Origin of the sequence: Weissella koreensis KACC 15510 (genome assembly GCF_000219805.1) — a bacterium.
GTDB classification, from domain to species: domain Bacteria; phylum Bacillota; class Bacilli; order Lactobacillales; family Lactobacillaceae; genus Weissella; species Weissella koreensis.
In genome coordinates, this window is record NC_015759.1 from 1,270,152 (window position 1) to 1,296,972 (window position 26,821).

The 26,821-nt window shown below is 35.8% G+C and carries 21 protein-coding genes and 1 other RNA gene; 20 read left to right on the top strand and 2 right to left on the bottom strand.

All coding sequences use genetic code 11. The features are described 5' to 3' along the window. The 9 genes from glyS (at window position 1) to WKK_RS06265 (ending at window position 9,254) form a co-directional block, all read left to right on the top strand. The gene (gene glyS / locus WKK_RS06225) at window positions 1-2,073 is read left to right on the top strand and encodes a glycine--tRNA ligase subunit beta (protein ID WP_013989795.1); all 2,073 of its coding nucleotides are present in this window, start codon (window positions 1-3) and stop codon (window positions 2,071-2,073) included. A 157-nt stretch (window positions 2,074-2,230) separates the two neighbouring features. After that, window positions 2,231-2,698: a MarR family winged helix-turn-helix transcriptional regulator gene (locus tag WKK_RS06230; RefSeq protein WP_242821437.1), complete on the top strand. Its 468-nt coding sequence runs from the start codon at window positions 2,231-2,233 to the stop codon at window positions 2,696-2,698. Between the two features lie 103 nt (window positions 2,699-2,801). Continuing rightward, window positions 2,802-3,341: an NADPH-dependent FMN reductase gene (locus WKK_RS06235; protein WP_006845246.1), complete on the top strand. Its 540-nt coding sequence runs from the start codon at window positions 2,802-2,804 to the stop codon at window positions 3,339-3,341. A 193-nt stretch (window positions 3,342-3,534) separates the two neighbouring features. Continuing rightward, entirely contained in the window at window positions 3,535-4,758 is a 1,224-nt protein-coding gene (locus tag WKK_RS06240; RefSeq protein ID WP_041942391.1) for a multidrug efflux MFS transporter, read from the top strand. A gap of 151 nt (window positions 4,759-4,909) precedes the next feature. Beyond that, window positions 4,910-5,521, top strand: a complete 612-nt coding sequence (gene mreD / locus WKK_RS06245) for a rod shape-determining protein MreD (protein WP_006845248.1) — start codon at window positions 4,910-4,912, stop codon at window positions 5,519-5,521. A 337-nt stretch (window positions 5,522-5,858) separates the two neighbouring features. Next, complete coding sequence (locus WKK_RS06250; RefSeq protein WP_006845249.1) at window positions 5,859-6,512, top strand: amino acid ABC transporter permease; 654 nt, start codon at window positions 5,859-5,861, stop codon at window positions 6,510-6,512. A 12-nt stretch (window positions 6,513-6,524) separates the two neighbouring features. Beyond that, complete coding sequence (locus WKK_RS06255; protein WP_013989798.1) at window positions 6,525-7,163, top strand: amino acid ABC transporter ATP-binding protein; 639 nt, start codon at window positions 6,525-6,527, stop codon at window positions 7,161-7,163. Continuing rightward, window positions 7,160-7,963 (top strand): amino acid ABC transporter substrate-binding protein, encoded by an 804-nt coding sequence (locus WKK_RS06260; protein ID WP_013989799.1) that lies wholly within the window; start codon window positions 7,160-7,162, stop codon window positions 7,961-7,963. The genes WKK_RS06255 and WKK_RS06260 overlap by 4 nt, the downstream gene beginning before the upstream one ends. A gap of 100 nt (window positions 7,964-8,063) precedes the next feature. Next, on the top strand, window positions 8,064-9,254 hold the full coding sequence (locus WKK_RS06265; RefSeq protein ID WP_013989800.1) for an MDR family MFS transporter: 1,191 nt from the start codon (window positions 8,064-8,066) through the stop codon (window positions 9,252-9,254). 72 nt (window positions 9,255-9,326) lie between these two features. Here the strand turns inward: WKK_RS06265 and WKK_RS06270 are convergent, their stop codons facing one another. Both WKK_RS06270 and recU read right to left on the bottom strand, forming a co-directional pair. After that, window positions 9,327-11,675, bottom strand: coding sequence for a transglycosylase domain-containing protein (locus WKK_RS06270; RefSeq protein ID WP_013989801.1), 2,349 nt, complete (start codon window positions 11,673-11,675; stop codon window positions 9,327-9,329). A 28-nt stretch (window positions 11,676-11,703) separates the two neighbouring features. Beyond that, the gene (recU, locus tag WKK_RS06275) at window positions 11,704-12,303 is read right to left on the bottom strand and encodes a Holliday junction resolvase RecU (protein ID WP_006845254.1); all 600 of its coding nucleotides are present in this window, start codon (window positions 12,301-12,303) and stop codon (window positions 11,704-11,706) included. Between the two features lie 360 nt (window positions 12,304-12,663). Here recU and WKK_RS06280 point away from each other — a divergent pair, with 360 nt between their 5' ends. The 11 genes from WKK_RS06280 (at window position 12,664) to uvrB (ending at window position 26,699) form a co-directional block, all read left to right on the top strand. Beyond that, the gene (locus WKK_RS06280) at window positions 12,664-13,224 is read left to right on the top strand and encodes an SLOG family protein (RefSeq protein WP_013989802.1); all 561 of its coding nucleotides are present in this window, start codon (window positions 12,664-12,666) and stop codon (window positions 13,222-13,224) included. Between the two features lie 74 nt (window positions 13,225-13,298). Beyond that, complete coding sequence (gene gpsB / locus WKK_RS06285) at window positions 13,299-13,634, top strand: cell division regulator GpsB (protein ID WP_006845256.1); 336 nt, start codon at window positions 13,299-13,301, stop codon at window positions 13,632-13,634. Window positions 13,635-13,683: 49 nt separating this feature from the next. After that, an RNA gene (rnpB, locus tag WKK_RS07105) (RNase P RNA component class B) lies at window positions 13,684-14,056 on the top strand. Window positions 14,057-14,291: 235 nt separating this feature from the next. Beyond that, window positions 14,292-15,428: a THUMP domain-containing class I SAM-dependent RNA methyltransferase gene (locus WKK_RS06290; RefSeq protein WP_013989803.1), complete on the top strand. Its 1,137-nt coding sequence runs from the start codon at window positions 14,292-14,294 to the stop codon at window positions 15,426-15,428. Between the two features lie 3 nt (window positions 15,429-15,431). Continuing rightward, window positions 15,432-17,741, top strand: a complete 2,310-nt coding sequence (gene pcrA / locus WKK_RS06295) for a DNA helicase PcrA (RefSeq protein WP_013989804.1) — start codon at window positions 15,432-15,434, stop codon at window positions 17,739-17,741. Window positions 17,742-17,752: 11 nt separating this feature from the next. Beyond that, window positions 17,753-19,774, top strand: coding sequence for an NAD-dependent DNA ligase LigA (gene ligA, locus WKK_RS06300; protein WP_013989805.1), 2,022 nt, complete (start codon window positions 17,753-17,755; stop codon window positions 19,772-19,774). A 55-nt stretch (window positions 19,775-19,829) separates the two neighbouring features. After that, complete coding sequence (locus WKK_RS06305; RefSeq protein ID WP_013989806.1) at window positions 19,830-21,017, top strand: CamS family sex pheromone protein; 1,188 nt, start codon at window positions 19,830-19,832, stop codon at window positions 21,015-21,017. 214 nt (window positions 21,018-21,231) lie between these two features. Beyond that, on the top strand, window positions 21,232-21,879 hold the full coding sequence (locus tag WKK_RS06310) for a YfbR-like 5'-deoxynucleotidase (RefSeq protein ID WP_006845261.1): 648 nt from the start codon (window positions 21,232-21,234) through the stop codon (window positions 21,877-21,879). A 193-nt stretch (window positions 21,880-22,072) separates the two neighbouring features. After that, window positions 22,073-22,654: a MarR family winged helix-turn-helix transcriptional regulator gene (locus WKK_RS06315; RefSeq protein WP_013989807.1), complete on the top strand. Its 582-nt coding sequence runs from the start codon at window positions 22,073-22,075 to the stop codon at window positions 22,652-22,654. Between the two features lie 23 nt (window positions 22,655-22,677). Beyond that, window positions 22,678-24,444 carry an ABC transporter ATP-binding protein gene (locus tag WKK_RS06320; protein WP_013989808.1) on the top strand — a complete coding sequence of 589 codons (1,767 nt, stop codon included), beginning with the start codon at window positions 22,678-22,680 and terminating at the stop codon, window positions 24,442-24,444. Window positions 24,445-24,683: 239 nt separating this feature from the next. After that, window positions 24,684-26,699 carry an excinuclease ABC subunit UvrB gene (gene uvrB / locus WKK_RS06325; RefSeq protein ID WP_013989809.1) on the top strand — a complete coding sequence of 672 codons (2,016 nt, stop codon included), beginning with the start codon at window positions 24,684-24,686 and terminating at the stop codon, window positions 26,697-26,699. Window positions 26,700-26,821 lie beyond the last annotated feature (122 nt).

Below are 26,821 nucleotides of genomic sequence, written 5' to 3' on the forward strand. Positions count from 1 at the left end.
ATGGCTGACTTTTTGATGGAAATTGGTTTAGAAGAAGTACCTGCACATTTAGTAACCCCAGCCATTAACCAACTGGTTGAGCGAACCGCAGCTTTTTTTGATGAACATCGCTTAGAACATGGAGAAATTCAACCATATTCTACACCGCGACGGTTAGCTGTTTTGGTACATGATGTTGCAAATCAAGCTTCTGATATTGAAGAAGAAATGAAGGGCCCAATCAAGCGGGCTGCTTTAGATGCAGATGGAAATTTCACCAAGGCGGCACAAGGTTTCGCACGTGGAAAAGGAATGACCACTGATGACATTATTTTTAAAGAATTTAATGGACAAGAGTTTGTTACATTAAGCCGACATGAAGTAGGTAAATCAGCACAAGAAGTATTAAGTCATTTTGATGAAGTTGTGACAAAAATGACCTTTTCAACAACTATGAAATGGTCACGACATACCTTTGAATATGTTCGTCCAATTCGTTGGATGGTAGCCTTGTTGGACGCCGATTTAATCGAATTTGAAGTTTTAGATGTAAAAACTGATCGAACATCTCGTGGACATCGTTTCTTAGGTCATGATGTTGAAATTAGACATGCAAAAGATTATGTAGATAGTTTGAAAAACGAATCAGTGATTGTTGATGCTCAAATGCGAAAAAATATGATCAAAGATCAAATTAAGCAATTAGGAATTGATAATAATTGGCATGTTGTAGTTGATGCTGGATTACTTGAAGAAGTGAATAATATTGTTGAATTCCCAACGGCCTTTGCAGGACAATTCTCTGATGATTATTTGGAACTACCAGATGAAGTTTTGATTACTTCAATGAAAGAACACCAAAGATTCTTCCACGTTCAAAATCAAGCAGGGCAATTACTACCATTCTTTATTTCAGTTCGAAATGGTAATCAAGAGCACCTTGAAAATGTGATTGCTGGAAATGAAAAAGTTTTGGTAGCCCGTTTAGAAGATGCTAAATTCTTCTATCAAGAAGATCAAAAGCATGACATTAATTTCTATAATGAAAAATTAGAAGTAGTCTCATTCCATGAAAAATTAGGTTCAGTTGCTGCACATACTCGCCGAGTACGGGTACTAGCTGATATTATTTCTGCTCATTTATCATTTAATGAGGAGACGAAGCAACTTTTGAGCCGTGCTAGTTCAATTTATAAATTTGATTTGATGACAGGAATGGTTGGCGAATTTGATGAATTGCAAGGTGTCATGGGTGAAATTTATGCTCAACACTTTGGAGAAGAATCAGCTGTAGCCCAAGCCATTCGTGAACACTACATGCCTATTTCCGCGGATGGAGTATTACCAACTTCTGAACTAGGTAAGGTTTTGGCAGTGGCAGATAAGTTAGAATCATTAATGGCCTTTTTTGCTGGTGATATGATCCCATCTGGTTCAAATGATCCATATGCATTGCGTCGAGCTGCTTCTGGATTAGTGGCTATCTTGGCATATAATCAATGGCATCTTGATTTGAATCAAATTTTGGATGAATTTATTGTAGCCATGCAAAAGCAAGATGATCAATCTGGATTGCCAGCACCAATTCTAGATCAATTACCAGCTCAAATTAATAATGTAATCCACTTCTTAACGGATCGAGTAGTTAAAGAATTACAAGATCAACAAATTCGACGTGATATTATCGATGCAGTTACTAAAAATGATAGCTCCGATATGGTATCAATGTTGGCTAATGCTAAAATGTTACAGGTTGAAAGCCAAACTCCAGCTTTCCGAAGTGGGATGGAAGCGTTAAGTCGGGTGGCTCGTCTGGTAGTTAAGAACCCAACATCAGCACAAGTCGATCCTGCTTTATTTGAAAATGAGGTTGAGATGGATTTGAATCGCGGAATGAAGCGATTCCAAGAGGATCAAACACAGGATCGTTTGCAACAATTGCTGAATTTGGAGCCATTGATTTCAGCTTATTTTGATCAAACGATGGTTATGGTCGATGATGAAGCTGTTAAAAATAACCGTTTGGCAACTTTGGCACAGGTTCAAACTGAAACTACTAAAATTGCGAATGTTTTGGAATTACAATTAAAATAATTTACTGTTATTTTAATCATCGATAATTATTATCGAAAAGGTTAGACCGATTTTTTTGGGGTCTAGCCTTTTATTGTGAACTGGTAAAAGTAAAACCAGGATTGGTATTAACGTTATTGACACTTAATCAAAAGCGAGTTAACATAATCTATGTCGCATGCGACCTATATTATGTTATGAGGTAATTATCGATATGATGTTGAACGATATTGGCGGGAAAATTAAGGCAGCATCATTACTGACTGACCGTGAATTTACGCGAAGAGTTGAAAATAAAAAATTATCGGCGACTCAGCTACGATTTTTAAAATTTATAGTATTGAATCGTGATAATAATTTGACAACGAAACAGATTGAACGAGCTAGTTTACAAGGGCATGCCACAGTAAGTGGTGTTTTAAGAAGATTGATTAGAGATGGTTATACCATTGAATCGGTTAATATACATGATCGCCGAGAAAAATTTATCGAACCAACGGAAAAAGGGATACAACTAGTTGTTGCAAATGATAAATATCTTGAAATTATTGATACTATGATGTTAAAAGATGTTTCAGAAGATGAGTTAGAACTTTTGAATAGGATATTAGATAAAATTGTTACGAATTTAAGCAGTCAGATATAGTAAAAGATGTGTTCATATATATTGAATTTTTATTTTATTGATATATATAATATAGGTAAATGTCAGATGTTAAAAAATGAAATAAAGAAAGAAGATTAAGTTCATGAAATATGTTGCTATTGTAGGAAGTATTAGTAAAGATTCTATAAATATGCGTTTAGCTCAATTTGTAGCTAAACGGTATAGTAATGAAAATAATGAAATTGAAGTATTACATCTTGATAAACTACCAATGTACAATCGTGATGATGAACAAAATATGGTTCCAGAAGTTATAGCATTTAAAAATGCTATTAAAGCCGCCGATGGTGTGATTTGGGTAACACCAGAATATAATCAATCAATTCCAGGAGTATTGAAGAATGCTATTGACTGGATATCGCGTGTTGATAACGTGATTAATAATAAGCCATCAATGATGATGGGAACCACTCCAGGATTCTTAGGAACAGTTCATGCGCAATTACATTTGCGGGATATTTTATCTGCACTAGGCTCTCCTGTTTTGATTGGCAATGATGTGTTAATTGGCGGAGGACATAAAAAATTAACGTTAGATAATAATTTAAATGACGAGAGCACAGTTAATTGGTTAGATATAGTTATGAATAATTTTGAAAATTTTGTTAATAATAAAAAATAATGGCTATAAGATGCATTTTTAATAATTAAAAAAAGGCGGGCTTTTAAGCTCGTTTTTTTAATTTCTTATAAAAAAGTATTAACCAACAAGGTTAAAAAATGATAGGCTTGTTTAAGTGGAATTTTAAATTGCAATTATATTATTAAGATATTGCAGAAAATAAAGAGTGATCTAAGAGGAGGTTATTTTAGTTGTGAATAAAATAAAAACAATGCCAGTATGGCAACGCAATATGTATATTTTGTGGATAGGAGTCTTTTTAACCGGAATTGGATTAAGTATGGTAACACCATTTCTTTCCCTGTACATAAACACATTAGGGCATTATTCTAAAAGTATGTTGAGCTTATATTCAAGCCTAGCATTTTCAGGAAGTTACTTAACGATGGCAATTGCCTCACCATTTTGGGGCCGTTTAGCTGATACCAAGGGTCGTAAGAAAATGATTGTTCGTGCAGGTTTGGCGATGGGTGTAGCTTTTTTCTTAATGGGCTTAGTAACAAATGTTTGGCAATTAATCTTGCTGCGTGCTATTCAAGGAGCATTAGGTGGCTTTACTTCTAATGCTAATGCTTTGATTGCTTCAGAAACACCAATTGATCGATCAGGATATAGTATGGGAATTATGATGACTGGTTCTACAGCTGGAACATTGCTTGGACCGTTAATTGGAGGTGTTTTAGCAGACACAGTTGGTTATCGTTTTTCATTTACTTTGACTGGTGGTTTGATCTTAGCGGCAACGGTATTGGTTATATTTTGGGTTAAAGAAGAATTTTCCCCTAAAGCTAAAGAAGAACAGCAAACGTTATCACGAAAAGAAGTATTTGCGATGTTACCATATCCAAGAGTTATGTGGGGCTTCTTTATTACAACCATGATGATTATGGCTGTAAATCAATCAATTAATCCAATTCTGGCCCTCTTTGTGCAAGAATTGACGCACAATGCCAATAATACGGCATTTTTGGCTGGATTAGTGGCTGCAACACCTGGTGTGGCATCTCTTATTTTTGCTCCTCAATTAGGTCGATTGGGTGATAAATATGGAACCTCAAAAGTGATGTTAAGCGGATTTATTTTAGGAGTGATTGTATTCTTACCAATGGGTTGGGTAAGTGCTGTGTGGCAACTAGCAGCATTACGTTTTTTCGTTGGAATTACTGATTCAACAATGATGCCATCCATTCAAACTTTGATTACTAAGACGACACCACATGAGGTGGTGAGCCGGATGTTTGCTTATAATCAAAGTTTTCAATCATTAGGATCCGTTGCAGGTCCAATTATTGGGGCTGTAGCCACTGGATTATTTGATTATCAAGGAGTCTTTATTATTTCCGCTTTGATTATTGGAATTAATGGGCTATGGTTCCATCATAATACCAAAGTTTTGCGACAAGATGGGATTGCTTAAATTGATTGTGTGATTCTGCATAATGAATTAAAATGCCAGCGAAGATAGACTGGTTGAGAACGATGAAGATAAATAGTAAATTGTTTCGTTTGATAGTATAATAATAAAGTTATATGTAAATTAAACTTATTGAGAATGGCTGGTTACAATTATGTCAAAATATTTTAAAATATCATGGGTTCATCCAGTTTTAGTGTTTTTAGCACTAATCTTAGATGGCGTTATTGCTTTAAATTGGGCCCCAGTTTTATATAAATTACCAATGTCGGCTAGTCCGTTATTGGTTTTACTAGTCTTGTTGATGCCTATCCTAGTTAAAGTTGATAATAATTTAAATGAACATATTAATTTATATGTTTTAGCTGGGATTGTCGGATTAGTTTACGATTTTTATTATACGGGGTATGTTGGAGTATCATTGATTGGTTTCCCGTTAATGGTTGGTTTAGCTGTGTGGGCTCAAAAATATTTTGAATATTCATATTTCTGGGAAATGTTAATTTTCTTTGTGGTTATTAGTATCTATTTGATTTTTGATTATCTAGCATTTGGAATTATTAATGTGGCGAAAGCTAACTTACAAGAGTTTATTATTTTTCATATGTTCCCATCAATTTTGATCAATTTAATATTTTTTATTGTGTTTTTTCCAGCATTAAGTATCTTATATCGTTGGCTAGAGTCACCTAATTTAGTTGACTACCAAGTTGAAAATAAGCAAATAAATAATCGCCTGATTTTTAAGCGTTCTGATCGAATGTAACCAAAAATTATTTGACATTTAGTATTAAAACGCTTATTCTTACAACATAAATTAAATTCACATAGAAGAGTAGGTCGTTTAATTTGCTCAGAGAGTTGCGCTGAAGTTGAGAAGCAATCAAATTGATGATTCGAACCACACCTATGTTTGTTTGAAAATTGTAATGATTTTTCGGCTGATCGCGTTATAGATTCCCGCCATTATGTTAATAGTGGTGGCAGAGTGTGCGTTAGTAATAGCGTACAAAAATTGAGGTGGAACCACGAATTCGATCGTCCTCAAGATATGTTAATCATATCTTGAGGGCTTTTTTTATTAATAAAGGATGGGGAGAATTATGGATTATTTATGGTCAATCTTACCTAGTATGTTAAATGGTTTGAAAATGACTTTTGGGGTGTTTGGATTAACCTTAGTTGGTGCCATTCCATTAGGTGTTTTAGTTGCAATGGCTCTACGTTCTGAAATTGGACTATTGAAATTGTTGATGAACTTCTATATTTGGATAATGCGGGGAACACCATTGCTATTACAAATTGTCTTTGTTTACTATGGACTTAGCTTGGCACAGATTGTAACTTTCCCTCGTTTTGAAGCGGCTGTTGTCACCTTTATATTGAATTATGCGGCTTATTTTGCTGAAATTTTTCGAGGTGGATTACAAAGTGTACCTCAAGGACAATATGAAGGGGCTCAGGTTTTAGGATTTTCCAAATGGCAAACTATGAAAAAAATCATCTTACCACAAGTAGTTAAAATCGTGATGCCATCAGTTGGAAATGAAGTGGTTAATTTGGTTAAAGATTCATCATTGGTTTATGTCATTGGATTAGGAGACTTAATGCGAGCTGGAAACATTGCTGCAGCACGGGATGTTACTCTAGTGCCATATTTATTAGTTGGAGCTCTATATTTGATCCTAACTGTTGCTGCAACATTGATTATGCGAAAAATTGAAAATTCATTAGATTTTGATCGTTTGGATCGTTAGAAAGGATTGAATATGTTAGAAATTAAAGATTTACAAAAAAAATACGCTGACCATCTTATCTTTAAAAATTTAGCTTTGACGATCCCAACTGGAAAAATCATGGCGATAGTAGGACCATCTGGAATTGGGAAGACGACATTTTTAAAAATTATTGCCGGACTATTACCAGCTGATCAAGGTACGATGGAATTGAATGGAGAAAGACTGGATTTAACTGGTAATCGTAAAGGTGCTCAAGTTGGAGTTATTTTCCAAGACTTTAACCTTTTCCCCCAGTATACAGTCCAGGAAAATATTACTTTGGCCCCAATTAACGTTTTAAAAGATTCAAAATCGGCGGCAAATAAAAAAGCTGAAGAACTTTTAAAGGAATTAGGATTGTTTGATCAAGCTCATCAGTATCCTAATCAATTATCTGGTGGTCAGAAACAACGAGTTGCGATTGCGCGTGCTCTAGCTATGCAACCGGGTATGTTGGCTTATGATGAACCAACCTCAGGGTTAGATGCAGCTTCAACGCAGCAAGTTGTTCATGTGATGCAACAAATGAAATCCCAAGGGGTTACACAGTTGGTTGTTACTCATGACTTACCATTTGCTGAAGCTGTGGCAGATTTAACGTTTGATTTTGGAAAAGAGGTTCAACGTTGAGACATAAAAAACAAATTTGGGGTAATTTAATTGTTTTTGTAATATTAATAGGAATTATTGGTGGGTTAACTTGGAAAGTTAATCACCCCAAAGACCAATGGGGTAAAACACAACAGAAAAAGGTGATCGTTATTGGAGTCGATGATACGTTCGTTCCAATGGGTTTTCGAAATTCCAAAGGCGAGTTAGTTGGTTACGATGTTGATCTTGCACGAAAAACTTTTCAAGCGATGGGATTAAAAGTTAAATTTCAAGTAATTGATTGGTCAATGAAAGAAACAGAACTTAAATCTAAGCATATTGATGCAATTTGGAATGGTTATACTGAGACACCCGAGCGAGCAAAACATGTTGCCTTTTCAGAATCATATCACCAAGATGAGCAAGTTATTTTAACTTTAAAAGATCATAACTTTAAGCAAGCTAAAGATTTAAAAAATCACGATTTAGGGATTCAAACGGGTTCTTCTGGAGCAGCAAGTTATGATGGACAACCACATATTTTGAAAAGCATCATTCGTGATACCGTTCAGTATGATGATTTTTCAAAGGCGCTGAACGATTTACAAGTAGATCGAATTCAAGGGGTCTTAATTGATAGTGATTATGCGCGTTATTATATAGCTCATTCGACTCAAGGTAATCAATTTCAGATGCTTCAAACGAGATTTCCAAAGGAACAATTTGTAGTTGGTTTCCGGAAATCAGATGTTAAATTAAGATTAGCCGTAAATAAACAGTTGGCAAAATTTGAAAAAGATAGTACTATAAGTGAGTTGACGGAAAAATATTTTAATTAATACGGCAACATCAATCAAATAATATTTACTAAAAAATGAGGTCGTTCACGCGCCTTCATTTTTTATTTTTATAAATTATTTTTAGGGGAGGTAGAATTGGATGCAAACAACAAAAGGTATGTCTTTAAAATGGCTGTTAATAGCGAGTTTTATTAATAATTTTGCTTTAGGGTTTATTTGGCCATTAACTTCTATTTATTTACATAATCAATTAGGTCAAACATTGATTACTGTTGGATGGGTTATGTTAATGAACGCTGTAGGTCAAATGGTCGGTAGCGTTATTTCGGGGCGGCTTTTTGACCGGATGCAACCATTTAACCTCATTCGAATTGGGATTGGAGTCATGGCACTTTCACAAGTTGCTTTTATTCTTTGGCATGGTTGGCCAGCTTACCCAATTATTTTAGCTGTTACGGGAATTTTTAGTGGTTGGAATACAGCAACAATTAATTCATATGGGACTCAGGTTAGAGGTCATGATGGCCGATATGTTTTTAATATGTTATATTTTATTGCTAATTTTGGTATGGTTTTTGCTACTGCCATGGTTGGTACAATTTATAACTATGGTATTGTTTGGCTTTTTATTATTTCATTTATCATGTACAGTGCTCTTTTTATTATTATTCAAAAATTCTTTAACTTTAAGCTAGAACAAGCGCAAGTAGATGATAATCAAAGTATGGAGAAAATTAAATTGCCAACCTGGAATTTACGTATTATTTGGACGGTGATTTTAGGACTGAGCGTTCTTTGGATTTCTTATGCTCAGTGGCAAGGGAATTTGTCTGTCTATATGTCTGATGTTTTACATTTACCATTGTGGCAATATTCAATGCTTTGGACGATTAATGGCCTTTTGGTAGCGGTTGTGCAACTAACCATTAATTTTTTGAATCTTTCCACTAATCGTAAAATGATGTGGATCCAAATTTATGGAGGTATTGCTTGCTTTGGCTTGGCATTCTTGATTTTGCCATTTGTTGATGATTTTAAAGGATTTGCTTTGGCAATGGTTATCACAACTTTGGGCGAAGCAACTGCGTTCCCAATGATCCCTGCCTTGGTAAATGAGTTAACACCATTGAACTTTAAAGGACAATTCCAAGGATTAGTGGCGGCAGCACCATCAGCAGGAAAAGCGATTGGCCCATTGATGGGAGGATTCTTTATTGAGCGTCTCGGATATCATTCAATGTTTTATTTAGCTGCAGGGCTAGTTGCAATAACATTGGTATTTGTTATCTTAATTATTATGATTGGGTTTAAGAAAACGACACTTTATTAAAACATATAAAACGGTAATGATCTTAATTTATGTAAATAAAAAACGTATTCAATATTTGAATACGTTTTTTATTTAGTCATTTTTACTATCTGTACCGCTTGGTTCAGGAGTAGGAGTCGGTGTTTGACTAGTACTTGAAGACGTAGCTGAACTACTTGTGCTTGGCGTTGTATTTGAATTTGAAGTAGTAGTAGAATTAGTACTATTTTGACTCTGTTGTTGTGTTGATGATGATTCTTTAGTCGTTGAGAAAATCGTAGAAGATCGTGCAATGGAAGAAGAAGAAGATCCACTAACAGCAGTAGTTGAACCAAATACACGATGAGCAAACGGATCCTTAAAGTCGGCATCCTTGACCTCATATTCAGTTTGACCGTACTTGGTAACTTTCGTAACTGATGACGGAACTCGCCAGTTAGAACCGTCACCATCATTTTTATCCATAACATATTGCATCAAAGTGTCATAAATTTCACTTGGCAATTGCGAAGTTGAACTTAATGGAGTATCAACTTGCATGGGTTGATCATATCCCGTCCAAACTGAAATAGCAGCAGATTTAGTGAAACCAGTAAACCAAAGATCTTGAGCACTATTACTAGGGAATTTTGAGTCAGAAGGGTAAGCAACGGTTCCAGATTTAGCAGCTTGCTTATAATCAGAATGAATGTACTTGTCATAACCTAAGTTCCAAGGAGCTTTAGCAGTGAATACGGATTGTAGCATATTATTGATCATAAATGCAGTTGATTCTTTCATCGCTCTGGTTCCCTTGCTACTCATATCAGTAACTTTACCTTCTCTTGTTGTAATAGACTTAACATAAGAAGGCTTATAATAAGTACCACCATTAGCAAAGGCAGAGAATGCTGCTGCTTCTTGTTCAGTTGAGATGTTAAATCCAATTGCAGAACCACCAGTTAACTTTTGATTGATGCCTAATTTTTTAAGGAAGTCACCAGCCCGCGTATAGCCAACGTACTCATCTTTTTTACCATTTGGTAGTGTACTTTGTCCCTCTAAGGTATGCAAAGCCGGTACATTCAATGAACGTGAAAGAGCGTTACGCATTGTCACATATTGTTGTCCACTTTGTTTAGAGTAAGGTAAGTTGTTTGTCATACCAGCGTCACCAACATTGAGGTCAGTTCCAGCATATTTAAATGATGAAGAATCGTCTACGGCTCGATAAGTTGGCCAGTTAAATTCTTCAATTGCAGGAGCATAATCAATTAAAGGCTTAACCGTTGAACCACCAGATCGTTGAGTAGAAGTAGCTAGATTGAGGCCTTGCAAACTGTCCTGATTACGACCACCAATTTGTGCAATGACGTCCCCTGATTGTGGATCCGTAATGGTTACAGCAGTTTGAATTTCGTCATCAGGGAAGTTAATCCCATATGAATTACCATTTGATGAATTAATTATATCGTAAGCTTTGTTTTGAACATCACCATCCAAATTGGTTTTAATGGTTAAACCATCACGATTAACATCGTATTTTGCTTTTTTGACTTGAGCTAAAACAGAAGTTACATAAGAGTCTGATATTTTTTCTTTCTCTGCTTCTTCATCATTTTCAGGGTGAGAAGAAACTAATCCATCATCAATTGGGGTGTTTTTATAAGTCTGAGCTTCATTTTTGGAAATTGTGCCATACTCAGCCATCGCATTTAAGACTTGATCTCGGCGATATTTAGCACCTTTTGGATTAGTATATGGATCATAGCCCGAAGGAGACTGAGGTAATCCAGCGATCAAAGCAGTCTGTGGGATGGTCAAATCTTCCATGTCTTTATCATAGTAGAATTTAGCGGCGGTCTTCATTCCATAGACCCCATTACCCATGTAAACTTTGTTCATATAAAGAGTCAAAATTTGAGCTTTTGAATATTGTTTTTCGACTTTAATTGACATCCAAGCTTCTTGAACTTTACGCTTTAGGGTTTGATCACTTGTGGCTGATGAAAAGGCTGTTTGTTTGATCAATTGTTGAGTTAAGGTAGATCCACCTTGTAGACCAAGTGATGAACCAGTTAGATTAGCGAAAGCAGCGCCAACGATTCGACGAATATCAATACCACCATGCTTATAAAATCGTCGATCTTCAATAGCTACGACCGCATTTTTCATGGTATCAGTATATTCACTTTGACGTGCAATTTCACGTCGTTCGTTACCACTTGTCCAAACGGTATTTCCATCTTTATCTAAAATAGTAGATTGAGATGAACCGGCTAAACCGGCATTAGTGACTTTTGGAGCAGTGATGGACCAGTAAGAAACCAAAGCAATCACAATAATGGCAATGATTCCGATCACACTTGCAACAATGAATAAGATTCGCTTTTTAAGCGGATGGTTGGCACGCTTCTTTTTAGGATGTGTGCGATTAGCTCTAGAAAGATTTTGATCAGGCATTTGATCGTTCTCCTTGAATAATATAAATTTAATGTATTGCAATTAATTGATCAACTGCATTGAGATAAGGTAGGGAAGGTCTTAAACCAGTTGGGATTAAGATTCCTTGTTCGACAATTTCGGTATATGGAACTGACTTACGGTTTTCTTGCCGATTTTTCCAATAAGTGATTAAGAGACTACTATCAATCAGGTAGGTTTCATTACGTTTTGTAAAACGAATAATAAAAAAGCTTAGGCCACCAAGCCGTTTAATATCATCTAAATGATCAATTTGATGTTGATGGACATTACTAAGTGGAAATGAGGTTTGGTTGGCTGTTTCCTTGGCATCAAAATCCAGATAGCGTCCTTGATAAATTCCATTATAATCAGTCGTTGAAGCTTGACGAAAGTAAGCTTCTGTTATTTTGGCGGCTGATCTTTTTGGATACTCAACATTTACAATTTGAATAGGGGTTGGCTTTTTATGAATGTTAGCCAAACCATTTTGTAGATAAAATTGATTGGCTTGATTTAATTCGCTTTCTAAAGACATTCCACGATGACCTTGATTAGGACGTTTTATGTCATTTTTTGTTGATCGCGATGGTTCAAATGGTTGTCCATTTGGGTATTTAATGGTCATCGCAACACCTCCATATGAAAGATAATCGTTATTATTATACCAAAATTACCCAGACTAGTCCTATATTGAGGGGATTTAATTTATTAATTGAGGTATATTTTTATCAGCAATTTATAATTTTTGTTTCTAGATGATAGAAATAAACTAGATTATAGGATGATCTAGTTTAGATAAAATAATCTCATAAAATGTGATATGAACCGATTGAATCTTGATTTTCTGCTATAATTAATAGGAAGAATTATCAGCAATTGAGGGATGGATGGATTATTTTTTAATTTTAATCTAAGAAAATTGTGGTTAAAATATTATTGTTTATATAATATTTAGGATTATTACGTTGAAAGAGGAATTTTACGTATGACAAGACTGTGGATCACTGGTTTTAGAAGTTTTGAATTAGGCATTTTTGGAAATCAAGATCCTAAAGTCGCTGTTATTAAATTTGCTCTTGAAAAGTTGCTGAAGAGAGCATTAGATGAAGGATTAGAGTGGGTTATAACGGGTGGACAATTAGGTATAGATCAATATGCATTAGAAACCGCAAATGCGTTGAGATTGGATAACCCGCTGTTAAAAACAGCCCTAATGACTCCATTTATTGATTTTGGAGGACAGTGGAATGAAAACAATCAGGCTCAACTTCAGCAATTAAAAACAGCAGTGGATTTTACACAAAGCGTCAGTCCAGAACCTTATAAAAATCCTCAGCAATTCAAAAATTATCAAAATTTTATGCTAAAGCATACAGATGGAGTAATTCTATTCTATGATCCACAAGCAGATGAAAGTAAGGTTCGTTTCCTGTATGCCGCTATGCAACAATATCAGCAAAATCGTTCATATTCGATTACTTTAGTTGATTTTGACCGTTTACAAGAATATGCCGATGAATATGCTGAAAGTATTCGAGAATGGTAAAAATTATTTTTTCAGATGAAATAAGTTAGATAAACTGGTAAACTTGAAACAAGATTAAATAAAGGAGCTCCACTATGGAACAAGTACGGCACACCGTTGAAGAAATTTTTAATAAAGATTTTAAGAAAACTGCAATTCAAGGTTACAATACTAATGATGTTGATAGTTATCTTGATGAATTAATGGCGGATTATCAAATATTTGAAAGTAATATTAGTGAATTAGAAGAAACCATTGAGAAACAAAAGTTGGAAATTGCTGAGTTAACACGTCGAGCTAATTCAGTTACAGCAACAACCAGTACTAGTAATCCGGCAACTCCTTCAGCAAATGCAAATATGGATATCTTAAAGCGGCTCTCTAATTTAGAACGGCGTGTCTTTGGAACAGCTAATGAAAAAACAGAATAATAAAACACTATAAATTGCGAAGCATTTGGTGTATAATTTAGGATGTTGTGTTAGTGGGTAATTGCGTATCATTTTTATGGTATGAGGAAAGTCCATGCTCGCACTGGCTGTGATGCCAGTAGTGTTCGCGCTAGCTGAAAAAATAAGGCTAGGCAGCCATGTAAATGGTTGACGGCCAACGAATGACCTAAAGGAAACCACGGTTTAATAGTTGTGAAAGTGCCACAGTGACGAACCTTTTTAGAAATGGAAAGGCTGGAACGCGGTAAACCCCACGAGCGGGCAACCCAAACTTTGGTAGGGGCGCTTGATCTAACAAATTGAAGTGATGATCGGGGAGATATTTTTAATATCTGAGATAGATGATTGCCACCAAACAAAGCCTGCCAAGCTCTGTTTGGAACAAAACATGGCTTACAGCTAACACATCCGGCAGCCGACACTTTAGGGTGTCGGCTTTTATTTTTGTATTTTTTATAAAAATAAAAGTAATAAACAAGTTTGCTCACTAAATTGATATAATTTAAATTGAAGTGAGGTTACTTGTTGAAACATATAAAATATAGTTTTTAATGATTTAAAGAAAATGAACTAGCATTAAGTTGATACTCAGTTATTGAAGGAGACAGCTTAATATTTACGAATGAGGAGTATAGGATGACCGAACCAACTTTTAAATTAATGGCTGTCATGGGCGCTGGGATGGAAGCAATTGTTGCTAAAGAACTAAAAAATTTAGGTTATCAAGTTAGAACTGAAAATGGTCGAGTGTTCTTTGAAGGAACTTTGACTGATATTTATCGAGCTAACCTGTGGTTAAGAGTAGCGGATCGAATTAAAATTGTTTTGACTGAATTTGAAGCCAAAACTTTTGAGGATTTATTTCAAGGAGTTAAAGCTTATCCTTTTGAAGAAATTTTGCCTTATGACGCGGAATTCCCCGTCAATGGTCGGTCAAAAGGGTCAATCTTACATTCCGTTCCAACAGTCCAAAGTATTACAAAAAAGGCAATTGTTGAACGTTTATCTGAAACGTATAATACACGAGGACATTTACCTGAAACCGGTGCTCGGTATCTAATTGAGGCAGCAATTGATAAAAATCATGTCATGATTACCTTAGATACTACTGGAGACTCCCTCTTTAAACGAGGTTATCGAACTGAAAAGGGAGGAGCGCCATTGAAAGAAACTATGGCAGCAGCTCTTGTAGATTTGGCTCATTGGTTTACTGATAATCCGTTTGTCGATCCCGTTACTGGATCTGGGACCATTCCAATTGAAGCTGCTTTAATTGGTCGAAATATCGCACCAGGACTTAATCGCGAATTTGATATTTCTGATTGGGAAATGTTTGATCCATCAATTGGGAAAGAATTGAAAGAAACCGCCCGAGGTATGATTGATTTTAATGTTGAATTAAACATCAAAGGTTATGATATCGATGAAAATATGATTGATATTGCTAAAGATAATGCGAATAAAGCTGGCGTTGGGGAAGATATTGAATTTAAGCAATTAGCAGCTAAAGATTGGGTCCCTGAAGATAAAAATGGAATTATTGTCGCTAATCCTCCCTATGGAGAACGATTAGGTGATGAAGAAACCGTCCGTCGTTTATATGGCGAAATGGGTGATATTTATAAAAATATGCCAACTTGGTCAAAATATATTTTGACTAGTGATGAAGAATTTGAAAGGGCATATGGAGAAAAAGCAACGAAGAAACGTAAACTCTATAATGGAGCGTTAAAGGTTGATTTGTATCAATATTGGGGAAAAAAGGAGCGTTAATTAATGAGTCAAGAAATGTTAAGGGGCATGAATCCACAACAGGCTGAGGCTGTGACGACAACGGAAGGTCCGTTGTTAATTATGGCTGGGGCGGGATCTGGTAAAACTCGGGTTTTAACACATCGGGTTGCACATTTAATTAAAGACAAAAATGTGGCGCCTTGGCGGATTTTGGCTATTACTTTTACCAATAAGGCTGCACGAGAAATGAAAGAACGGATTGCTGATTTAATTGGGGCTGAGGATGCTGATCGAGTTTGGGTTTCGACTTTTCACGCCATGGCCGTTCGAATTTTACGACGCGATATTGATAAATTAGGTTATAAACGTGATTTTACGATCATTGATGCCGGAACTCAAAGAACGCTGGTTAAGCGAATTTTAAAAGATCAAAATGTTGATATTGAAAAGTTTGACCCTCGGAGTGTTTTGAGTGCAATTTCAAATGCTAAAAATGCCATGGAAACTCCCGTCGATTATGCTAAAACGGCTAATGACCTATTTGGTAAAATTGTGGCGAAAGCCTATGCTGCTTATCAAAAACAATTAGGCTTATCTCAATCTGTGGATTTTGATGATTTAATTATGTTGACGATCGAGCTCTTAGAACAAGAACCAGAAGTTTTACAGTATTACCAAGATAAGTTCCAATATATTCATGTCGATGAGTATCAAGATACTAATGATGCTCAATATCGATTAATTCAATTATTGGCTGATGGTTGGAAAAATTTAGCTGTTGTAGGTGATTCTGATCAGAGTATTTATGGATGGCGTGGTGCTAATTTAGAAATTATTTTGAATTTCGAAAAAGATTATGTAGGGGCTAAAAAAGTCCTTTTGGAACAAAATTATCGTTCGACTCAAACGATTTTAAATGCAGCTAATGAGGTAATTGCTAATAATAATGGGCGAATTACTAAAAATTTGTGGACTGAGAATGGTGATGGTGAAAAAATAACTTATCATCGTTCAAATTCAGACCGAGATGAGGCTGTTTATATTTTAGGTGAAATTGCGAATCAAGTTAAAAATGAGAAACGACAATATCGAGACTTTGCAATCCTTTATCGGACAAATGCCCAATCACGTGGGATAGAAGAGGCGTTAGTTAAAGCTAATATTCCATATACAATGGTTGGTGGTTCAAAATTCTATGATCGAAAAGAAATTCGTGATATTTTAGCGTACTTCTCACTCCTTACGAATCCTGCTGATGATGAAAGCTTTTTACGAGTAGTCAATGAACCTAAACGGGGGCTTGGTGATACGTCAATTATTAAGTTACGGGCATTTGCTAGTGAGCATAATTGGCCTCTTCTAGAGGCAGCGGCTAATGCTAATTTAATGAATGATTTACAAAGTCGGGCGCAAAATAAATTTATGGATTTTGCAGCATTGATGCAAAATCTAATTCAACAAGAACAATTTGATGTTTCAATTACTGATTTAGCACGGGTGATTTATAAAGAAACGAATTATGTGGAAACATTAAAAGCTAGTCCTACGCCTGAAAACGAAAACCGTTTAGAAAATTTGGATGAATTTTTGACGGTGACCGAACAATTTGATAAAAATTACGTTCCAGATGAAGAAAGCGTTTCTAAATATGTAGACTTTATGAGTGAATTGGCTTTGGTTTCCGATATTGATAATGTTGATGAGGATGATAATAATGTAACCTTGATGACTTTGCATGCAGCCAAAGGGCTTGAATTTCCAGTTGTCTTTTTGGTAGGGATGGAAGAATCAATTTTCCCATCATTCCGGGCTATTATTGATCCAAAACAGTTGGATGAAGAACGTCGTCTGGCCTATGTTGGTATTACTCGGGCTAAGGAAAAACTTTATTTGACAAACGCTTACACACGCATGCTTTACGGTAAGATGAATAACAATATGCCTTCACGGTTTATTGATGAAATTTCACCAAAATATTTGGATCTTTCCACTGTAGGTCAGTTAGATAGTTATAGAGCGCGGGAAGCTAGTTTACCTTTTGCACAACGAACGCAATCAGTAACTGGTACAACCTTTCAAGGACGTCAGGCCCAGCCTAATCAAAGAACAAATTCAAGTACAAGCCGGAATTTAACTTCAACGCGGCAAGTACATCAAGCACCAAATAATACTACATCTGACGAACAATCCAACTGGGCGGTTGGTGATTTGGTTTCTCATAAAAAGTGGGGAACTGGAACAGTTGTTAAGGTTAATGGGTTGGGTGAAAATATGGAATTAGATGTTGCCTTTGCATCACAAGGAATTAAACGACTATTGGCAGCATTTGCACCCATCAAAAAGCAAAGCTAAAGGAGTAATGTATGGTCGAAGATCAATTGACATTAGCGGAAGCAAAAGAAAAGTTAGCTATTCGGCAAGCTCAGTTAAAAAAATGGGCAGTAGAATATTATCAAAACGATGCACCCACAGTGGAAGATAGTGATTACGACCTTGTCTATCAAGAAGTAATTGATTTAGAATATCAATTTCCTGAATTGATTACACCTGATTCAATTACGCAAAAAGTTGGGGATCAAACGAAAGATGATCTGCCAAAGGTTGAACATTTGCAACCTATGTTATCTTTAGGCGATGTTTTTTCTATTGAAGCTTTAGATGATTGGATGAATACAACGCAGCAGAGTACTTCGGATTTTTTGGAATATAATGCAGAATTGAAGATTGATGGATTAGCGATTAGTTTACAATATACAAATGGCCAATTAACACAAGCTTCGACCCGAGGTAATGGGCAAATTGGTGAAGATGTTACCGCGAATGTTTTAAACATTAAGAATATTCCACATCAATTAACCGAGCCTTTAAATTTGGAAGTTCGGGGCGAAATTTATATGCCTAAGGCAGCTTTTGTCAGCTTAAATGAACAACGAGATCGAGATGGATTGGCGCCCTTTGCTAATCCTCGAAATGCGGCGGCGGGTTCTTTGCGTCAACTTGATCCACAAATTACTAAACAGCGTCAATTGGCAGGCTTTATATATCAAGTTGTTGATTTACAGAACCAATTAGAGGTCAAAACCCAATCAGAATTGTTAATACGTTTAGCTAATTTAGGGCTTCCAGTTAATCTTACGAATCAAGTCGTTGATAATATAAATACGTTAAAGAATTATATTGAAGAAAAGACGGCTAAAAGAGACGATTTAGCATATGGAATTGACGGAATTGTGGTTAAAGTTAATAATTTAGATCTACATGAAGCATTAGGCGCAACAGTTAAAGTCCCTAAATGGGCAATTGCTTATAAATTTCCAGCGGAAGAAAAACAAACGATTTTAAAAGATATTGAATGGACAGTTGGACGCACGGGGGCTGTCACACCAACGGCAGTTATGGATCCTGTTCAATTAGCTGGGACGACAGTGTCGCGAGCTTCATTACATAATCCAGAATATTTAAAAGCAAAAGATTTGCGAATTGGTGATACAGTTACATTGCATAAAGCTGGCGATATTATTCCGGAGGTGGGGATGGCCGTTTTAGACCAACGTCCTAAGGATAGTGTCCCATATGACATTCCAAATCATTGCCCTGTTTGTGGGGATGAATTGGTGCATGTAAATGGTGAGATTGCCTTACGATGCTTGAACCCCTTTTGCCCTGCTCAAATTAAAGAACGATTGACACATTTTGCATCGCGGAATGCCATGAATATTGATGGATTAGGTCCTAAAATCGTCGAACAGTTATTGGATCGTGGATTAATTAAAACAATTGCAGATTTATATCAATTGGATGAAGTAGAACTTTTGGAATTGGATAAATTTGGTCCAAAAGCGACCCAAAACCTATTACAAGCTGTGGAACAGTCTAAACAAAATTCGGCTGAACGACTTTTGTTTGGATTTGGAATTAGAACGGTCGGAGCTAAAGTGGCTCGACAAATCATGCAAAAATTTAAAACAATTGATCAATTAGCGAAGGCTAGTGTGGAAGAAATTGCTAACATACAAGGGCTAGGTTTAGTTATTGCTGAAAATGTTGTTCAATATTTTCAAGAATCGCTGGTACAAGAGCTCTTAACTCAGTTGCAACAATTGGGAGTTAATTTTGCTTATCAAGCCGAAGCACCAGTGACAGTTTTGCCTGAGTTTGCTGATCAAAAAATTGTTTTGACCGGTAAATTGACAATGTTTAGTCGATCAGAAGCAGAAAAATGGTTGGAACAACACGGTGCACAAGTTGTGGGAAGTGTTTCTAAAAAGACCAATCTTCTCATAGCAGGTGCTGATGCTGGAAGTAAACTCGCTAAAGCTCAAGATTTAGGCATTACCATCTGGTCTGAACAAGATTTTCAAGATATTATGCAAAAGCAACCGTAATTTGTTAGAATATACAGTATATAAATAATATTAAAAATGTAAAAGGGGCGGACAAATGCGCTATATAAAATGGATTGGGGCCGTGGTTGGTGTAGTGCTCTTGGGCGGCGCTTTAATCTTTTTTGGTAATTTTTATTCTAAAAATTCATCAAAGGTTGAATCTCAAAAAAGCAAAACCACCGTTAATAATAAAATCACCACTAAAAAAGGGATTAAATTAACGGGATCAAACTCCGATGATCAATATAAGTCGGTTATTAAAGATGGAAATTATTTGGTTGGAAAGGCTCGAGGAGTCACAGCAAATCAAAATGGAAATCAATATAACACAGTTAATTTTGAAAATGGATTGTTAGATGTGGCTAGGAAGCATTTCTCGCCTAAATCTTATATTTTTCAAGAAGGTCAATATTTAGATACCAAAACGGCCCAATCTTGGTTAAAACGAAAGTCGCATGATAATCCATCTGGATTAAACCCTGAAGATAATGGTAAAACCGATGATGGGCGGAATCCTTATTATTTACAGTCAATTGAAGAACAAGACTTTATGACTCAAGAAGATAGTACTTTGAAATTAAAGGGAATTGTCTTAGGATTGGCTATGAATACCGAAGATATTTATCAAAAGGAAGAATATGGAGTTAATTTCACTCAAAAAATAGAGGATAGTACTCGAATTGCCAAGGGTAAAGAGATTGCTGCTGAGGTTGTTGCTCGCTATCGTAAAATGGAAGGCATAAGCAACAATACGCCCATTGTTGTAGCTATGTTTAGCCAATCTTCTGATGATAGTCTAGCGGGTGGGAGCTTTTACAGCTATGTAGAATCTAAATCTGGAACTAAATTGGGCAACTTTAAGTCAATTAATGAAAAAAATGTTGTTTTGCCAATGCAAGAGAACACAAAAAATTATCAAGATATGGCAAGTGGCTTGAATACCCAATTTGTAAATTTCCAAAACAATATTCAAGGCTTCTTCCCCAATGTGTCTTATGTGACAGGAACTGCTAAGTATAATGATAAGGATGTTAAAAGCTTAAAAGTTGATATCACTACGCAATTCTATTCACAAACCGAGATGGATAGTTTTTCAAATTATGTAGCACAAACGGCACCAAGCTTTTTGCCAACGAATTTGTCAGTCCAAATCCGCATAAAAACTGTTGAAGGAGTTCAAACGGTCTTGGTTCAAAAATCAAATAGTAAAACCTATGATATTACGCGCTTAGAAAGTGATTAATAAATATTAGGTTGAAGATGTTTATTATATTTTTGGAAGAAGAGTACAACCTATATGGTTGCGCTCTTCTTTTGTTTTTAGATCCAATATTTGATGATGTGATATGAATAAATACATTTTTTTGAAAACCCTTGCATCAAGCAATTGTATTGTGTATAGTTTATATCAATTAAACCGTTGGATTGATTGTTTTCAGAAAATGGAGGATGTTAAGATGGGATTTAATCAGTATTTATCAGGATTAACCGAGTTGGAGATGATTAATCGAGCTCCAGGGTACTTTAAATATTTCCCTCATTCTGTGGCTGCGCATTCATGGAAAGTCACGCAAGTTGCCCAATTTCTAGGCGATATTGAAGAACAGCATGGCGAAGAAGTTAATTGGAAATTGTTATATGAAAAAGCTTTAAACCATGACATCAATGAACGGTTTATTGGTGATATTCGCACACCGGTAAAGTATGCATCTTCTGAATTACGCCATATGTTGGCTGATGTTGAGGAGTCTTTAGCAGATAATTTTATTCGGGTAGAAATTCCAGAAGAATACCGTGATAGTTATCATCGACGACTTACTGAAGGTAAGGATGATACCTTAGAAGGACGGATTTTATCTGTATCAGATAAAATTGATTTATTGTATGAAGCATTTGGTGAATTACAAAAGGGTAATCCAGAACCGGTTTTCATGGAAATATATAAAGAAAGTTTAGAAACTATTTATGCGTTTCGGGATATGAAAAGTACGGATTATTTCATACATGAGGTTTTACCAGAAATGCTAGCGGAAGAATTTCCTGGCTCTGAACGGTTACAAAGAATTTACATCGGTATTTTTAACCGCGGTAGTAATGAAAAATAATTAATGAGATGAAGTATGCTAAAACTGGGGGAACTTAGTTAGGGCGTACTTTTTATTTTGTGATTTATTATAGATTAAGATGTAATTATTTGAAATTTATTTAGTTTTAATTTGACAAAACTAAATAAACATCTATAATTAATATTTGTTAGTTAACTAAAACAAAAACTAAATATTTAACGAGGTATTTCTAATGGAGCAAAAAGATATTTTAATCAACTTAACTGAATTAATGCGACAACCAAGTTTGTGGTTTACAATGATGTCACATGGTCAGGAACACCGTCAACGGCCGAATAACCAGCGCCGTTTATTACGGATTTTAAGCACTAGTAGCCAACCAATTACTGCGGGAACAATTGCGGATATATTAGATATCCGTCCAGCGTCAGTAACCCAAATTATTAAAAAGCTTGAAGAAGGAGGGAGGGTTGAACGAATTAAGGACCAGCAGGATGCTCGGATTGTCTTAATTAAAATTACTCAAAATGGATTAGACTTTTTAAATGAATTAGACTCGACACGCAATAAACTTGAGAATGAAATTTTTGATGTTTTCACTGATTCAGAGCAACAACAATTCGGTGAACAATTGGAACAACTCAATGCTCATTTAAATGATGAAAAATTTAATGAACAATTTGTAAATCACTTGAATCCACAACAACGTGAACAATTTGAGGAGCTTACAAATAGAAGAAATAATATTGGACGGCATTTTAACCATCCACATAATCATCCACGGGGAAACTTTAATGATCCACACTGGTTTTAAATCTAAAGGAAAGAGAAAACATAATGCAACGGAAACAAGGACAATCACAATTTGAAAAACGCCCCCAAGGTGGGACAAAAAGTTTAGTTAAAATCATTAAAATGGCTCACCCACAATGGGGATATATGATCACGGGATTACTATTATCGCTAGTTGGGGTCTTTGCTAATTTGTTAGCACCCAAGTATTCTGGAAATTTGATTAATTCATTCATTGGTAAGCAAGGCGCAGATTATAAATTGATAGGAATCGTCTTAGCTCTTTTCATGGGTGGTGCTTTAATTTCGGCTTTGGGAAGTTTTTTAACATCAGTTGCAGGGGAGCAATTAGTTAAAAACTTACGGTCAATTATATGGGAACGTTTGGCCATACTAAAAGTACGTTATTTTGATCAAACAAAATCTGGCGAGATCACATCACGTTTAACAAATGATACAACACAAGTGAAACGGTTAGTAGCTAATGATTTACCAAATTTTGTGACGAGCTTTTTACAAATGTTGGGAGCAATTGTGTTAATGTTTTCAACCGATTGGCATTTAGCGCTCTGGATTCTTTTGGCAGCACCTGTTACCTTACTATTTCTAATGCCTATTATGATGTTTTCACGAAAAGTGGGACATGCAACACAAGACGCAATGGCCGATTTCTCAGGGGTGGCACAAGAAATTTTAGCTGAAATGAGATTAGTTAAATCTTTTGGTGCTGAAGAACAGATCAAAACAACGGGGAATCAATCCATTGAGCGCCTTTTCCACTTCGGACGAAAAGAAGCAGTAATTGATGGAACAGTTGGGCCAGTAATGAATTTAGTCATGATGGGTCTCTTTGTAGTAATTCTATTTGTAGGAGCCTTGCGAATTGCTCATGGGCAATCAACTATGGGAACTTTATTTAGTTTCTTAATGTATCTATTCCAAATTATGCCAGCATTTATGTCGATTGGAACTTTTTCGACTACCTACGCAAAGACACAAGGTTCAACTCAACGCTTAACTGAAATTTTAGATGAATCGGCAGAAGATTTTGAAAAAGGTCAAGTTGTCGAATTAGAAGGCAAAACTTTATCAATGCAGAATGTTAATTTTGGTTATTCGGACTCTGAAGAAATTCTGCATAATATTACCATGGAAGCAAAGCCAAATACCATTGTGGCCTTTGTTGGACCATCTGGTGGTGGTAAAACCACTATTTTCCAACTCTTAGAAAGGTTTTATGATCCCAATTCAGGAGTTATAAAAATTGGAAATCAATCCATTGAAAACATCAATTTGAAAAACTGGCGTCAGCAGATTGGTTTTGTTTCCCAGGATTCTGCCATCATGGCCGGGATTATTCGTGATAATTTAACATATGGATCAGATGCAACTTACACGGATGATCAGTTATGGCATGTTTTACAATTAGCTTATGCTGATAAATTTGTAAAGAAAATGCCAAATCAATTAGAAACGCAAGTTGGTGAGCGTGGAATTATGATTTCGGGTGGTCAACGACAACGATTGGCGATTGCTCGGGCCTTCCTTCGTGATCCAAAGATCTTGATGTTGGATGAAGCTACAGCCTCACTTGATTCTGAATCTGAAGCCATGGTACAAAAGGCGTTGGAACAATTAATGAAAAATCGAACGACTTTGGTAATTGCTCATCGTTTAGCTACCATTGTTGATGCTGATCAAATTTATTTTGTCGAGCAAGGGACAATTACTGGATCAGGGTCACATGCTGAACTCTTAAAAACACATCCGCTTTATAAAGAATATGTACAAGAACAATTAGTAACACAATAGATAGTAGAAATTATGTTACTTTAAACTGAACTCTTTATCAGGGGATGTATGTAATTTGATAATAATTTTAAAATGAGGTGAGGACAAAGATTGTCCCGACCTCATTTTTATTTAAATATTGATGCCTAAATAAGTTAATATAATCAACTTAAGTTAGTTTAAACTGAACTTCGAATAGCGTATAATAAAAAGGTGGATAATAGAACGGATATTTTAAATAAATATAATGGGGGCTGTTGATGATTACACGACAAGCAGATCGTAAATATGAAGTAGTATCGAAGTATCAACCCACTGGAGATCAACCCAAGGCGATTGATAAATTAGTTAAAGGACTCGCCAACGGTGTTAAAGAACAAATCTTATTGGGGGCGACAGGAACAGGAAAAACATTCACGATTTCTGAAGTGATTGCCCATGCCAATAAGCCAGTTTTAGTGCTTTCACATAATAAAACTTTGGCTGGACAATTGTATGGTGAATTCAAAGAATTTTTTCCAAATAATGCCGTAGAATATTTTGTTTCTTATTATGATTATTATCAACCAGAAGCTTATGTTCCCTCATCAGATACCTATATTGAAAAAGATTCATCCATTAATGATGAGATTGATAAATTACGTAATTCGGCTACTTCGTCATTGCTTTCACGAAATGATACCATTGTTGTGGCTTCGGTTTCATCAATTTTTGGATTAGGAGATCCTTATCAATATCGGGACCATGTGATCTCAATTCGGGTAGGGGATGAATTAGAGCGAAATACATTGATGCGTGACTTGATTGATATCCAATTTCAACGCAATGATATTGATTTCCAACGTGGACGTTTTCGGGCTCGAGGGGATGTAGTCGAAATTTTCCCTGCATCTTCTGATGCGAAAGCTTTACGTATTGAATTTTTTGGAGATGAAGTTGATCGAATTCGGGAAATAGATAGCTTAACCGGAGAAATTGTGGCTGATTTAGATACAATCACCATTTTCCCTGCAACTCATTTTATGACGAATGAGAAAATTCGAGAAAGAGCCTTGAAAACTATTCAAGCCGAGTTGGACGAGCAATTAAAAAATCTAGAAGACTCTGGTAAATTGTTAGAAGCACAGCGATTAAAGCAACGGACTGAATATGATATTGAAATGATTCGAGAAATGGGCTTTACCACAGGAATTGAAAATTATTCAAGACATATGGATGGAAGAAAACCTGGTGAACCACCATTTACTTTAATTGATTTTTTTCCAGATGATTTTTTAATTGTTGTAGATGAATCGCACGTTACGATGCCCCAGATTCGAGGAATGTATAATGGTGACAGGGCTCGTAAGCAAACGTTGGTTGATTTTGGATTCCGGCTACCATCAGCTCTTGATAATCGTCCATTGAAGTTGCAAGAGTTTGAAGAGCATGTCAATCAAGTCATCTATATGTCAGCAACACCAGGTGACTATGAAAATGAACGAGTACCAGAATCAGAGGTTGTTCAACAAATTATTAGACCAACAGGGTTACTTGATCCAACAGTGGAAGTTCGTCCTGTAAATGGACAAATTGATGATTTATTGGGTGAAATTAATGAGCGCGCAGCTAAAGATGAACGGGTCTTTGTAACAACATTGACTAAGAAGATGGCTGAAGATTTAACTGATTATTTGGAAGATGTGGGAGTGAAAGTTAAATACTTACATTCTGATATTAAGACGTTAGAACGTACTGAAATAATTCGTGATTTAAGATTAGGTAAGTTTGATGTGTTGATTGGAATTAATTTGTTACGAGAGGGTATTGATGTCCCTGAAGTTTCATTAGTGGCAATTTTAGACGCAGACAAAGAAGGGTTTCTTAGAAATACCCGTTCGTTAATTCAAAGTATGGGACGAGCTGCCCGAAATGAAAATGGACACGTAATTATGTATGCGGATCATGAGACTGGTTCAATGCGATCAGCAATTGATGAAACGGCCCGAAGGCGTCAATTACAAATTGAATATAATGAGGAACACGGGATAGTTCCTCATACGATTATTAAACCCGTTCGTGATTTGATTGCCGTATCACATGATTCAGATGATACTTCTAATAATGAGGGATCATTCACAGAAGTGGCGTTCCGTGATATGGCTCGTGATGATCAGGAGAAGATGATTAAAAATTTGGAAGAGCAAATGCGAGCTGCTGCTAAACGCATGGATTTCGAAGATGCTGCTAGTTTGCGTGATTCAGTAATGGAGTTAAAATTGCAACTTGGTAAATGAAATTAAAGGTAATTTAATTAAATTAAAATTATGTTCGGACGTTTTTTCAGAATTAAAATTAATAAAGTAGTTTATTTACAATCCAAATATTTCATAAAAAGTCGGAATATTTTCCGGCTTTT